Below are 15581 nucleotides of genomic sequence, written 5' to 3' on the forward strand. Positions count from 1 at the left end.
TCTACAGCTGGACGTCGCTCGGGGCGGGGAAGAAACCCGCATCGATGAAGGCCCTGACATAGGCGTCCAAGGCCTCGGCATCGATGGGTGGACAGTGGATACCGTACTGCGCCAACTCGAGTCGGGTATTGGTGTCCTCGACCGCGGCCGCGGCCCCGCCGTAGTTGCCGCTGACCAAGGCGGCACGCACCAGCGAATCGTCGCCGGTCGCATCGCGCGCCGCCGCTTCCTCGGCCAGTTTGGTCGCGATCTCCTCGATGGATGCGATCTCGATTGGAATCCCGTTCCTGCGCAGGGATTCGAAGATATCGCCGATCGCCACCGGCCGGTTGTTCACCAGGTGATAGGCCGCGCCGACCGGCGGCTGATCCGCCAGCGCGACGATGGCGCCCACCACATAGTTCACCGGCACCAGCGACATGGTGGCATCGCCGATATCCGGGGCGAGGCCGAGAATGGCGGCCGCCCGGATCATGTTCCAGAACGAGTCGTCGACACTGTTCACGCCGAGTCGCGGATCACCGGACACGGTGCCGGGACGGTAGATGCTGACCGGCACACCGCGCTCACCGGCCTGGCGGATCAGTTGTTCGGCGACCCATTTACTTGCCACATAACCGTTTCCGGATACCTCGCCGACCGGCACTCGAGCATCCTCACGGGCGACGAAATCCGGTGCGGGCGCATTCGGAATCACCGCGTTGACCGTGGAGACGAAGTGCACCGGTTTGATCCGCCCGGTGGTCGCCAGCCGCAGCACCTCACGGGTGCCCGACACATTGGCGGCGCGCAACCGCGTGTACGGCTCGATGTGATTGACGCGGGCTCCATTGTGGTAGATCGTGTCGATCTGCTGCGCGAGCCGAGCCCAGTCGGACTGATCGAGTCCGAGTCCGGGCGCGGCCAGATCGCCAGCGACAGCGACGATTCGCCCCTGATAGGCATCGTCCCAGATCCGGTACAGCTGCATGGCGTCGCGAATCCGCTTGTAGGCCCGCTCGTTATCGTCGCCGCGCACCAAGCACCAGACCGTAGCATCGGTGCCGGACAACAGTTCCCGGAGCAGGTGCACACCGACGAATCCGGTCGCGCCGGTGAGCAGTACGTCGCGCTGTGCCTCGGCACTTGCCGGTGCGAGACCCACCCCATCGATCTCCGGTTCGAGCACTGCGTCAGTGGTGATCGTCGCGATGTCGGTGCCCGGGACCACGGCCGCGGGCTCCTCCGGATTGTCGAGGCGGGTGGCCAGACCGCGCACGGTGGGCGTGGTGAACAGCGCCGCCATCGGCACGTCGATGCCGAGGCGGGTGGTCAGCGCCCGCTGCAAGGTGAAGGCGAGTAGCGAAGTACCGCCGAGATCGAAGAAATCGTCCTCGGCTCCGGCCCGAGCAATGCCGAGTACTTCGGCGAAAACCTCGGCTACGGCGCGCTCGGTGTCGGTGGCCGGTGCCACGAATTCGCGGGCGCGCAGTACCGGCCGCGGCAGCGCGGCCCGATCCAGTTTGCCACTGCTGTTCACCGGGAAGGATTCGAGCACCATGATGGCCGAAGGCACCATATAGCCCGGAAGCACGTGTGCCAGCGATTCGCGCAGGACATCGGCATCGAGCTCGGTTACGGGCACCACGTAGGCGACCAACTGATCCCCGGTCTCCGACTTCGCCACCACCACCACGGCCTGGGCGACGGACGGATCCGCCAGCAGCGCGGCCTCGATCTCCCCCAGCTCGACCCGGTGGCCACGAATCTTCGCCTGGAAGTCCGTACGTCCCAGATATTCCAGTACGCCGTCGGCACGGCGGCGCACGAGGTCACCGGTCCGGTACATCCGGGCACCGGCCGGGCCGTACGGGTCGGCGACGAACCGATCCGAGGTCAGGTCGGCACGGCCGAGGTAGCCGCGCGCCAATTGGCTTCCCGCCAAATACAATTCGCCGACGACACCGGCGGGTACGAGATGCAGCCGGGAATCCAGCACATAGGTACGGGTATTCCACAGCGATACACCGATCGGCACCGTCAATCGGTCATCGATGGAGGCGGGGCGATACGTCACCGATACCGCCGCCTCGGTGGGACCGTACAGGTTGTGCAGTCCGGCATCCGACAGCGCGGCGAAATCGGCGACGGTGTTGGGCGGCAAGGCCTCACCGATGACGAACACCGCACGCAGCGAGGCCAATTGCTCCACCCGGGCAGCGGCCAGGAAGACCTGCAGTACCGACGGAACGAAATCGGTGACCGTCACCCGGTGGGTGGCGATCAGCTCGGCGATATAGCCCGGATCGCGCTGTCCGTGCGGTGCGGCGAGCACCAGTTGCGCGCCGACCCACAGCGGAGCGAAATAGCCCCACAGCGATACGTCGAAGGTCGTCGCCGTCTTCTGTAGATACACATCCTCGGGACCGAACCCGTACTGGTCCACCATCCATTCGATCTGGTTGGTGATCGCGCCGTGCGAGACCATGACGCCCTTGGGGCGACCGGTCGAGCCGGAGGTGAACAGCACGTACGCGGGATGATCGGCGTGCAGCGGCGCACGCAACTCACCGAAGGTGATCGGCTCGCCGGAGTATTCCGACAGATCCAGCGCGTCGATATCGATGACAGGAACTCCGGTGACGGGTACCGAATTGCCATCGGTCGTCAGTACACAGACCGGCTCGGCCGTCGCCACCATGTACCCGATCCGGTCGGCCGGGTGGTCGAGGTCCAGCGGCAGGTACGCACCGCCCGCGGTCAGCACCGCATACATCGCGGCGACCAGCTGCGGTGAACGCGGTATCGCCAGCGCCACAACGGATTCGGGGCCGACGCCCTGGGCGATCAGGTACCTGGCGATGCGGTTGACGCGCTCGTCGAATTCCCGATAGGTCCAGGCGGTCTCGTCGTGCACGACGGCCACCGCATCCGGTGTCGTCGCTGCGGCACGGCGGTAGCCGGTGAGCAGGTAATCCGCCGATACCGGGTGCGCCGTTTCGGCCGCATCCGAGAGCAGCGCGGCCCGTTCGGTCGCCTCGGTCAGATCGATTTCGCCCACCACCACACCCGGATCACCCGCGATGGCGGTGAGCAGGCGCGCGAACCGGTCCACGAAACCCTGCACGGTGGCGGGGTCGAACATATCGGCGGCGTAGGTGACCATGCCGCCGATACCCAGCGGCGTGCCCGCCTCATCGTAGGAGTCGCCGATGTACCAGTGCAGATCGAACTGCGATACCTCGACACCGATATCCAAACTCGCGACGGTCAGCCCCGGCAGTTCCAGTGCGACCCGGTCCAGGTTCTGGAACGACAGCCCCACCTGGTAGAGCGGATGCCGCGAGGGCGAGCGCACCGGGTTCAGCACAGTGACCAAGCGCTCGAACGGCACATCCGAGTTCGCGAACGCCTGCAGATCGGTCTCGCGCTGCCGGGCGAGCAGGTCCGCGAAAGGCGCGCCGCCGTCGTATCGGGTTCGGAATACCAGGGTATTGATGAACATACCGATGAGGTCGTCGAGCACGGCGTCACCGCGTCCGGCCATCGGCGTACCGATGGCGATATCGTTGGTCCCGGACAGCCGCGCCAGCAGCACAGCGAGCGCGGTGTGCACCACCATGAACACCGTGACACCCTGCGCACGCGCCAATTCGGCCAGCGCGCTGTGGGTTTCGGCATCGATCCGCACCGACACCTGGCCACCGGCGTAGGAACGCACCAGCGGCCGTGGCCGATCCGAGGGCAGGTCGAGCTGCTCGGGCAATCCGGCCAATTCCTGCTGCCAATACCCGATCTGCTTGGCCGCCAACGATTCCGGATCGTCCTCGGCACCGAGCAGTTCGCGCTGCCAGATGCTGTAGTCGGCGTACTGCACCGGCAGCGGAGCCCAATTCGGCGACTGTCCGGCGCTGCGTGCCACATACGCGGTCATCAGATCACGGGCCAGCGGGCCGATCGACGAACCGTCACCCGCGATGTGGTGCACCACCATCGCCAGCACGTATTCGCGACCGTTCGCGCCCTCGCCGAGGTCGAACAGGCTGACCCGGACCGGCACCTCGACGGTCAGATCGAAGGCGGTCCTGGCCAACACGGCCACCGCGTCCACGATTTCGGCCGGGTCGATGCGCTGCACCAGCATCGGCGGGATCGCCTGCGCCGCAGGCAGGATCACCTGTACCGGGCCCGCATCGATGGGCGGATATACCGTGCGCAGAATCTCGTGACGGGTCACCACATCCCCGATCGCCGCCCGCAGCGCCTGCGTATCGACGGCACCGGTCAGGCGCACCGCCATCGGCACGTTGTAAGCCAACGAGGACGTATCCAGGCGGTTGAGGAACCACATGGCCTGCTGCGCCGCCGAGAGCGGAATCCGCTCCGGCCGCGGACCCGCGACCAACTCGGGACGGTCGCTTCCGGCCTCGTTCTCACTCAACCTGGCCGCGAGCGCGGACACCGTCGACGCCTCGAACAGCAGGCGCACCGGCACCCGGGTATCGGATGCGGCACCCAGCCGCGCCGCCAGCCGGGTGGCGATCAGCGAGTTGCCACCCAATTCGAAGAAGTCGTCGTCGGCACCGACCGGTGTCGACGGCGCGAGCAATTCGGTGAATACGCTCGCCACCAGCTCTTCCCAACGCCCGGACGGCGCACGGTAGGCCCTGGTGTGCAGCACCGGCGCGGGCAGGGCGGCACGGTCGAGTTTGCCGACCGGAGTCAGCGGAATCTCGTCGAGCACCATGACGGTGGTCGGCACCATGTGCGCGGGCAGGCTGTTCGCAGCGAATGCGGTGAGCTCGTCGGCATCGGCCGTCGCACCGGCGGCGGCATGCACATAGGAAACGAGAATTGTTGCACCGCTGGCGATTTCGTGACCGATGGTGACCGCGAAGTCAACGGTTTCGTGCGCCGCGAGCACGGCGTCGATTTCGCCGAGTTCGATGCGGAAGCCGCGGACCTTGACCTGGAAGTCGTTGCGACCCAGATATTCCAGCGCACCGTCGACCGTCCGGCGGACCAGATCGCCGGTCCGGTACAGCCTGGCACCGTCCCGATCGAATGGATTGGCCACGAACCGGGCGGCGGTCAGCGCGGGGCGCTCATGGTATCCGCGGGCCACCTGCGCACCCGTGATGTAGAGCTCGCCGACGGCACGGTCCGGCACCGGCGAGAGCCGCTCGTCGAGTACATACTCGGTAATGGCGCGGATCGGCCCGCCGATGGTGACGGTCTCCCCTGGCACCAGCGGCGCGCTGATATTGGTCATGATCGTGGTCTCGGTCGGCCCGTACCCGTTGTAGAACTCACGGGTACGCCGCCCGGCGATCGGAATCGTCCAACGCCGCACCAGCTCCGGCGGGCAGGCCTCGCCTCCGGCGATGACGACGCGGAGCTTGTCCAGGCCCGCCGGGTCGACGGACGCCAGCGCCGCGGGCGTGATGAACGCATGCGTCACCCGCTCCCGGCGCAGCAGCGCGGCCAGCTCGTCGCCGCCGTAGACCGTCGGCGCGGCCACCACCATGGTCGCGGCGCCACCCACGGCCAACAGCAACTCGAGCACCGATGCGTCGAACGACGGCGATGCGAAATGCAGTGTGCGCGAACTGCTCGTCACCCGGTAGCGCTCGCGCTGTTCGGCGCAGAAACTCGACAAACCGGCCTGCGTGACGACCACGCCCTTGGGCTTACCGGTCGATCCGGAGGTGTAGATGACATAGGCCGGATGCCCCGCGCGCAACGGCCGCGACCGATCCGCATCCGTCACCGGATCAGCGCTGTAGTCGTCGAGTCGCCGATCGATATCGTCGGCATCGATGGTCAGCCACTGCACCTCGTCGGGCAGGTCGGGACCGACCTCGGTGACCGTAAGTCCCAGCGCCGCATGCGAATCGGCGATCATGTGCCGGACCCGTTCGACGGGATAGTTCGGATCCACCGGGACGAATCCGGCGCCGGCCTTGGCGATCGCCCACACCGCGAGCACGGACTCCGGCGAACGCGGAATACCGATCGCGACCAGGTCCTCCGGACCGATGCCACGGTCGATCAGCAGTCGAGCCAACCTGCTCGAGCGCTCGTCGAGGTCGACGTACTCCCATTCTGCCAGCTGCTCGGTGGCATCGGCGAAGATCACCGCGACACCATCCGGATTGGTGTCAACGGCATCGGCCAACAGCTGCGGCAGCAGCGTGGTCTGTTCGGCCGGTGCTGGTTCGGCGGTCCGTACGGGCGCGGCCAGCGCCCGGTCCCTTTCCGCCTCATCGAGGATGTCGATGGCACCCACGATCACCTGCGCATCGGCGGCGACAGCGGCGAGGATCCGCTCGAGTCGGCGGCCGAGGCCCGCAATGGTCGCTTCCTCGAAAAGGTCTGTCGCATAGGCGAAGCCGATGACCAGTTCGCCCGGCTTGCCATCGTCGTGCTGGCGCGCCTCGACGATCACCTGCAGGTCGAATTTCGCGACGATCTCACCGGTATCGACGGCCGAGACCGTCAGCCCGGGCAATTCCAGTGTCGGCTGCTCGATGTTCTGGAACGACAGCATCACCTGGAACAGCGGATTAGCCGAGACGGCCCGGGCGGGCAGTACCTCCTCGACCACCCGCTCGAATGGGATCTCCGCATTGGCGAAGGCGGACAGGTCGGTCTCGCGAACCTGCTCGACGAATGCCGCGAACGAAGCGTCGCGATCGACATCGGTGCGCAGGGTCAGCGTATTGACGAACATGCCGACCAGATCGTCCAGTTCGGCCGAACCACGACCCGCGATCGGCGTGCCGATCGCGATATCCGAGCCGCCGGACAGCCGCGCAAGCAGTGCGGCCAGTGCGGCGTGTACGACCATGAACAACGACGAATTGTGCTGGCGCGCAAGGCTGGCCAGACCGGCGTGCACCTGCGCGGGTACGGCGATTTCGGTCGCCGCACCGCGCATCGACGCCTGCGCCGGACGCGGACGGTCCAGCGGCAGCCGCGCGGTTTCGCTCACACCGGCCAGCTGCCGCCGCCAGTACGCCAATTGCTGTGCGGCTATGGAGTTCTCGTCGTCCTCGGTACCGATGACCGCGTGCTGCCAGAGCGCGAAATCGGCGTACTGCACTGGCAGCGGAGCCCAACCCGGGGCGATCCCCGCCGTGCGCGCGAGATAGGCGGTCGCCAGATCCCGAGCCAGCGGTGCCAGCGAGACACCATCCGCGGAAATGTGGTGCGTGACGAGGACGAGCAGATGCTCGTCGCTGGCTGGGTCGGAGAACAACCGGATGCGCACGGGCGGGTGCTCGGTGACATCGAATCCGGCGGACAACAGCGCCGCGACCCGATCCGGGTCCGCGGTCGCTTCGACCTCCAGCCCGTTCGGCAGCGTTTCGGCCACGGACATGATGTCCTGGCGCGGCGTCGCGTCCGGACCGTCGACCGGGAAGCGCGTGCGCAGCGCCTCGTGCCGCTCCAATACATCGGCGACGGCCGCGCGCAGTGCTGGCACGTCCAGAGTGCCCGTGAGCCGGATGGCGAAGGGCAGGTTGTAGGACGGGGATTCGGTATCGACCTGGTTGAGTACCCACATCCGATGCTGCGCCAATGACAGCGGGATGCGCTGCGGGCGCACTGCCCGCGTCAACGGCGGCCGATCCGCATGCTCGGAATCCGGCACGATACGCCCAGCCAGGTGGGCGACCACCGGTGCGTCGAACAGCATGCGCACCGGCACCCGCGCGCCCAACGCCGCACTCAGCCGGGCCACGACCTGGGTGGCGACCAGTGAGTTGCCGCCCAGGGTGAAGAAGTCGTCGTCGGCGCCGACCCGGTCCACACCGAGCACCTCCGCGAACACGCCAGCGACGATTTCTTCGAGCGGAGTGGACGGCGCGCGGAATTCCCGGCCCGCCAGGGTCGGCCGCGGCAGCGCCTTGCGGTCCAGCTTGCCCGCGGTACTGAGCGGGAACTCGCCCAGCTCCACGATCGTGACCGGAACCATGTACGGAGGCAGTGTGCCCGCCAGCGCGGCGCGCAGCGGCTCCACCTCGAGGTGCGCGCCGGGCACCGGGACCGCGTAGGCCACCAGCTGGTCACCGAGTTCGGTGGGAACCACCAGGACTGCCGCCTGGTTCACCGACGGCTGCGCCAGCAGTGCCGCCTCGATATCGCCGAGTTCGATGCGCTGTCCGCGCAGCTTCACCTGGAAGTCGGTGCGGCCCAGGTATTTCAGGACACTGGGTGCGCTCCAGGCCACCAGGTCGCCGGTCCGGTACATCCGCTCGCCGGTTCCGAAGGGGTTGGCCACGAACCGTTCGGCGGTCAGATCCGCGCGCCCGAGATAGCTGCGGGCTAGCTGATCACCGGCGAGGTAGAGCTCACCGGTAACCCCGGCGGGCACCGGCCGCAGGCGGGAATCCAGCACGTACAGGCGGCTGTTCCATACCGGCGAGCCGATCGGCAGACCGCCCTGATCGTCGGCGGTCGCGAGCCAGGTCGTGACGGCGACCGCGGTCTCGGTCGGCCCGTACACATTGAGCACCGACGCGTCACACACCGCGCGGACCGCGGCCACGGTCTCCGCGGGCAGCAGCTCGCCACCGACGATGATGTGCCGCAGTGTCGGAATGGCACCGGCGGGCGTGTGGGCGGCGAACACCGCGAGCATCGACGGCACGAAGTCGGTGACGGTAACCTGCTGCGCCGCAATGGTTTCGGCGATATAGGTGGCATCGCGATGGCCGTCGGGGGTGGCCATCAGCAGTTTGGCGCCAAGTCGCAGCGGAATGAAGTAGCCCCACATCGAGGCGTCGAAGGTGAAGGCGGCCTTCTGCAGGTACACATCATCGGCATGCAGCGGATACCGGGACTGCATCCAGGCCAGATGGTTACCGATGGCCCGGTGCGAAACCGCGACGCCCTTGGGCCGTCCGGTGGAGCCGGAGGTGAACAGCACATACGCCAGGCTCTCCGGGCGCACCGGTCGCAGCAGCTCCCCGGCCTCCAGCGGGGTACCGGCGACTCCGTCCAGATCCGCGGTATCGATGTGCAGCAATGGAATTCCGTCCGGCACCGGAACGGCGTCCGCGGTCGTGGTGAGCACGCACACCGGCCGCGCCGCGGTCAGCACGTGCTCGACGCGCTCGGCCGGATGATCCGGGTCCACGGGTACGTATGCACCACCCGCGGTGAGCACCGCGTACATGCCGACGACCAGATCCAGCGAGCGCCGGACCGCGAGACCGACCAGCGATTCCGCGCCCACTCCCTGCGAGATCAGCAGGCGGGCAAGGCGATTCACCCGGTCGTCGAGTTCCCCGTAGGTGAGCTCCGCGCCCTCGTAGGCCACCGCGACCCGATCCGGATGCGCCAGCACCGCGCGGCGGTAGCCGTCCAGCAGCAGCTCGGGTTCGACCGTATGACCGGTATCGTTCCAGCCCAGCAGAATTCGATCCCGCTCGGCGTCGGACAGCATGATATCGATATCGCCGACCTGGGCCGCGGGATCGCCGACCAGCGCGTCGAGTACCCGGGCCAGCCGCGCGGCAAGGGTGTCCACCGCGTCAGCGGTGAACCCGCCACCGGCATACCGCCACGTCAGCTCGATCGTCGACGTCGCGACCGCTACCAGTGTCAGCGGGTAGTGCGCACCGTCCTCCATACCGACGGCGGTCACCGACATGCCGTCGATGGAATCGGCGGCGGCGATCGCATCCCGGTCGATCGGGTAGGACTCGAAGACCAGCAAGGTGTCGAATTGCGCTCCGGCACCGGCGATCCGCTGGATATCGGTTAGCCCCACATAGTGGTGGTCGAGCAGACCGGCCTGCTCGCGCTGCAGCGTCCGCAGGAACTCGGCGACCGCCAACCGGCCGTCGACCCGCACACGCACCGGAAGCGTATTGATGAACAAACCGACCATCGACTCCACGCCGGACAACTCGGCCGGACGTCCGGACACCGTGGTGCCGAACACCACGTCGTCGCGACCGGTGAACCGCCCGAGCAGAATGCCCAACGCCGCCTGCAGCACGGTGTTCACCGTGACGCCGAGTTCGGCCGCCAGCTCCGAAATCCGGCGGGTGCGCTCGGTGTCGATCTCGGTGACCACCTTGCCGTTGCCATGGCCGCCGACCGTCCGCGTTTGCGGGGCGAGCAGCGTCGGCTCCGTCACACCGGACAGCGCCTGTTCCCACACCCGCAGCGACGCCTCCCGATCCCGACCGGCCAGCCAGCTCAGGAAGGTGCGGTAGGACGGCACCCGCGGTAGCGCGGACCGATCGCCCCGGGTCGCGTAGAGCACCAGCACATCGCGCATCAGCAGCGGCATCGACCAGCCGTCGAGCAAGATGTGATGGGTGGTGATCACCAGATGCCACTGATCGGTGCGATACAGGGTGAATCGCATCAGCGGCGGGGCCGACATATCGAAGCCGGTCTCGCGCTCAACAGCCACCTGCCGCCGCAGTTCCGCCAGCCGCTCCGATTCGGGCAGATGCGTCAGATCCACTGTCCGCCATGGTGCTTCGACCCGATCCAGGACCACCTGTACGGCGTGTCCGTCGGCGCCGGTGACGAATGCGGTGCGCAGATTCGGATAGCGGTCCAAGATGGCCTGGGCCGCCGCCCGCAGTCGATCGGCATCCACGATGCCGCCCAAATCGACCGTCGCCTGGGAGGTGTAGACGTCGATACTGGACTCGGCGAGTTGTGCGTGGAACAGCAGACCGGACTGCAGCGGCGAGAGCGGCCATACATCCGACAGTGCCGGGTAATTCCGTTCCCACACTTCGATATCCGACTGGCTGACCGTGACCAGCGGCAGATCGGATGGCGTCATCCCACCGGCATCCGGATGCCGCGCATGCTCGGCCAGTGCGTGCAGCGCCGCGACCCACAGATCGGCGAACTCCTGTGCCCTTTCCCGCGACAACATTCCGCGCGGGAAGGCGAACGACGCACCGAGTTGTGGTCCGTCCGCGCCGTCGGTGACGATCGCGTTGATGTCGATCACGCCGTTGGCGGGCATATCCGGATCCATCTCGGCATCCAGCTGACCCAGATCCCCGACCGGTACCCACCCCAAGGCACCGAGTCCCTCCGGAATCTTCCCCGTCGACACCCGACCCAAGTAGTTGAAGCTGACCTGGGGGGCACCGCTCAGTTCGGCGGCGGTCTCCGGGTTCAGGTAGCGCAGCAGGCCGTAGCCCAGGCCCTTGTCGGGGACCGCGAGCAGCTGCTCCTTCACCGATTTCACGATGGTGCCCAAGGCTTTTCCACCCGCGAAGGCCTCGGCGATATCGGCGCCGGCGAGATCGAGCCGGACCGGGAAGGCGCTGGTGAACCAGCCGACCGTCCGCGACAGATCCGCACCGGGGACCAGCCCCTCTTCGCGGCCGTGGCCTTCCAGCTTGACCAGCGCGGTACCGCCCGCACTCTCGCCACGCCACTTGCTCACCGCCAGCGCCAGCGCCGAGAGCAGGCCGTCGTTGACACCACCGTGATACCGGCCCGGGATCGCGGTCAGCAGCGCATCGGTCACCTCGGCGGGCACCGTCACCTCGACGCGATCGACGGTGCCGAAGGTGTCCACCGCGGGATCGAACGCGCGGGCACCGAACAGCGGATCCTCGGTATCGGAAACCTGTTGCCAGAACGGCAGTTCCGCGACTCGGACCGGATCCTGCGCCGCATCGCGCAAGGCGTGCGCCCAGCGCCGCATCGAGGTTCCGTTGGCGGGCAGCGCCACCGGCTGCCCCGCCACCAGCTGCGACCAGGCCATCGCGAGATCCGGAATCAGAATCCGCCAGGACACTCCGTCGACCACGATGTGGTGCGCGACGACCAGCAAGACATCACGACGGCGGCCGCCCTGTGGGAAGGCGAACCAGACGAACTGCGCCATCACCGCATTCGCCGGATCGAGTCGGCCCAGCGCCGCGTCGTACTCGACACTCGCCCGCCGCGACAACTCCGCATCGTCGATATCGTCGGGCACCTCTACCCGATGCACCAGCGCGTCGACGTCGATCGCGCCCGGCTCCAAGACTTCGAAGGTCCGAGGGTTGTCCGAGGTCGCTTCGCGCAACCGAGCGCGCAGCATGTCGTGGTGGTCGAAGACGGCGCCGAGGGTCGCGGCCAGGGTCTCCCGGTCGATATCGTCGGGCAGCCGCAGCGCCATCGTCTGCGAGAACCGCTGATACGACGAGTCGCTGGGGAGCATCGCCGCCATGATCGGCAGCAACGGCAGTTCGCCGACCCCGCCACCGGGCAGTTCCGCCAGCAGCTGCTGCTCCACCGCGTCGGCCGAGGTGGCGATCTCGGCCAAGGCCGCGACCGTGCGATGTTCGAAAACCTCCGCGGCGGTGAAGACCACACCGCGTGCCTTGGCGCGCGAGACCAATTGGATCGACAGGATCGAATCGCCGCCCAATGCGAAGAACGAGTCGTCGCGACCGATGCGCTCGACCCCGAGCAGTTCGGCGAATACCTCGGCGATGATCTCCTCGACCGGCGTCTCCGCCGCACGGAACTCGCGGGGAGCGAAGACCGGCTCGGGCAGTGCCGCCCGGTCCAGCTTGCCGACCGGGGTCAACGGGATCTCGTCCAGCACCACGAAGGCGGCCGGAATCATGTATGCGGGCAGTGACTCGCCGAGGAATTCGCCGAGCGCCTCGGTGTCCACCGCGGCCCCCGCCTTCGGCAGCACATAGGCCACCAGCGCGGTCGCACCCGAGGGCAGCGTCTTGCCGAGGGTCGCCGCGAAGTCGATATCCGGGTGACCGGTGAGCGCGTTGTCGATCTCGCCGAGTTCAATGCGGAAGCCGCGAATCTTCACCTGGAAGTCGGAGCGACCCAGGTACTCGATGACGCCGCTCTCTTCGGTGCGCCGCACCAGATCGCCGGTGCGATACAGCCGCGCGCCCGGCGTGCCGATATCGGCGCCGAATGGGCTGGCCACGAAGCGCTCGGCGGACAGGCCCGGCCGACCGAGATAGCCCTGCGCCAAGGCGGGACCCGACAGATACAGTTCGCCGATCACCCCGGCGGGCACCGGGCGCAACCGGGCATCCAGGATGAAGGCACCGATACCCGCGATGGCCGTACCGATTGTGATCGGCTCACCCGGTGCCAGCGGCGGTGTGCTGGTGGCGAGAATCGTCGCTTCGGTGGGCCCGTAGCCGTTGTGGAACGCACGCTCGCCAGCCCAGCGGCCGACCAGCTCCGGTCCGAACTTGTCACCGGCCACCACGACAACTCGCAGCTCGTCCAGGCCGTCCGGGTCCACCGATTCCAAGGCGGCCGGGGTGATGAGCATGTGGGTGACGCGCTCGCGGCGCAGCAGATCCGAGAGTTCGGCGCCACCGAATACCGACGGCGGCGCGATCACCAATGTCGCACCGGAGGAAAAGGTCAGCAGGAGTTCGAGCACCGAAACGTCGAAGTTGGGCGAGCAGACATGCAGGACCCGCGACTCCCCGGTAACCGCATACTGTTCGCGCTGCGCGGCGACCAGTCCGGCCAAGCCGCCGTGCGTGACAACGACGCCCTTGGGCCGTCCGGTCGATCCCGAGGTGTAGATGACATAGGCGGGGTGGCGTTCGTCGAGTCGACGGACCCGGTCGGTGTAGGAGATCGGATGAGCCGGGCGTTCGGCGATGCGCCCAGCGTGTACCGGATCGTCGAGGTCGATCCAGTCCACAGTCGTGCCGAGCACCGGCCGGTGTGCCGCAGTGGTAAGCCCGAGGACGGCACCGGAATCGGAGAGGATGTGCGCGATCCGGTCAGCCGGATAGCCGGGGTCCACTGGCACGTACGCGGCGCCGGTTTTCGCGATCGCCCACACGGCCAGCACGGATTCGATGCTGCGCGTGATACCGATGGCCACCACATCGCCCGCGCCGACCCCGTGTTCGATGAGTTCGCGCGCCAAGCGCGAGGACAACTCGTCGAGTTCGCGATAGGTCAGTTGCTTGCCGTCGGACGGATCGCCCGAAGGGTTGAACCGGATGGCGACGGCGTCGGCGGCGGACTCCACAGCGGCTGCGAGCAAATTCCCGAACAGCAGACCGACTCGGCGACGACTACCGCGTGCGGAACGACGATCCCTTGCCATTTCCGGTATTACACCTCTCACCTATTGCGCGCCTAAAGACCACACCCGCATAATGGAACGCACGTACTTCACTAACGGACCGCTCTGCTGCCGCGAGTCAAGCGTTCGAGTTTACAAGAGCGAACTCGTCCCATATCCCCATGCGCGGGAATCTGTTACGACATTCGCCCGAGAAGCGCGATCGACTTCACAACACGGCCTCCAACAGCCTAGGTGACGGTCGGCCACCACGTTTCCGCACCAGATCGCAACCCCCGAATCAGTAGTCGCTCGCTATCACAGCAATAGCCCCGACCACCTGCGATCGATCCAGCCAGAACCAGTGGGCGTGATCTGCGCGACATTTTCGCGAAAGCGGACTCGGCTACGACAGTAGAGGTGACTTCGATCACAGCGGTCAGCCGAAGTGGTAGAGCTCGAAGCCGACCGCGCGCGCGGCCGGAAATCCGGGCTTCGGGGCGGTCGCCATGTCGACGACCGCGCGCACCTGGTCCGCGACCGGCTCGGAGCTGAGCACCTCGAGGTAGCGGCGGTGCTCGGCCAATGACGCGGCGGCTTGTTCGATGGTGTCGGTGACGTCGACGGCGTGCGTGGCGCTCGGCCCGACCACCGCGGCCAGCCGGGGCGACCACGGAGTTTCGGTGAGCTCCGGAAAGATCCACTCGTTGCCCGCATCGGATATGGCATCGAGGGCGGCGCGGCCGACCGCGCGATGGTCGGCGCTGTTGACGTAGCCCGGAGCCCAGCTGTCGCCGAAATTGAACAGCACCACGAATTCCGGACGATGACGGCGAATCGCGGCGGCCAGGTCTCGGCGCAGCGCCAAGGTTTGCTCGACGCGGCCGTCCGGATAACCGAGGAATTCCACCTCGTGTACCCCGACCACTTTGGCGGCGGCGATCTCCTCGGACTCGCGCAGCGGTCCTGCCTCGGTGGGGGCCATGCCCGCGATCCCGGCCTCGCCGGAGGTCACCAGGACGTAGCGAATGTCCTTGCCCTGTCCCGTCCAGCGCGCCACCGCGGCGGCCGCACCGTATTCGATATCGTCCGGATGCGCCACGATGACGAGACCGCGCTGCCAATCCTCGGGAACCTGCTCCACACAGGTCATTCAAGCAGATGTTCGAACGCGGGTGGGCCGTGCGCTCCGCACGGCCCACCTCTGGCGAAACCGCGACGCCCGAGTCCCGGCGGGCCCCGCAGTTGGCCGCTACAGCTTGCTCACGGAGGAGTTGTCCGACCCCGCGACCGCCTTGTACAGCAGGTACAACCCGAAGACGACCGCGCTGATCACCAGAATCGGAAACAGCCCCTTGATCAACGCACCGATGATGGCGAGCGCGATCCACACGACCGCTACGACACCGATGATTTTCCACAACATGCCAGCCTCCAGAAGATCTCGGGCGAACCGTCATCCGACGATCCGACACCTCGATGCTGACAGCCGGGCGCTGATAAATCACCAGCTCAGCACCAATATCCGGGTGAAGATCAGGGTTCACCC

3 protein-coding genes are annotated in these 15581 nt (G+C 67.2%); all 3 read right to left on the bottom strand.

Going from position 1 to position 15581, the window contains the following annotated elements:
• Position 1 precedes the first annotated feature (1 nt).
• Positions 2–14074, bottom strand: a complete 14073-nt coding sequence (locus tag ACQP2U_RS30485) for an amino acid adenylation domain-containing protein (protein WP_433710627.1) — start codon at positions 14072–14074, stop codon at positions 2–4.
• 397 nt (positions 14075–14471) lie between these two features.
• Positions 14472–15176: a PIG-L deacetylase family protein gene (locus ACQP2U_RS30490; RefSeq protein WP_433716623.1), complete on the bottom strand. Its 705-nt coding sequence runs from the start codon at positions 15174–15176 to the stop codon at positions 14472–14474.
• 108 nt (positions 15177–15284) lie between these two features.
• Positions 15285–15458 (bottom strand): hypothetical protein, encoded by a 174-nt coding sequence (locus ACQP2U_RS30495; RefSeq protein ID WP_397032053.1) that lies wholly within the window; start codon positions 15456–15458, stop codon positions 15285–15287.
• Positions 15459–15581: the final 123 nt, after the last annotated feature.

The sequence above is a fragment of the Nocardia sp. CA-084685 genome, assembly GCF_050955785.1.
In the GTDB taxonomy this organism is placed as follows: domain Bacteria; phylum Actinomycetota; class Actinomycetes; order Mycobacteriales; family Mycobacteriaceae; genus Nocardia.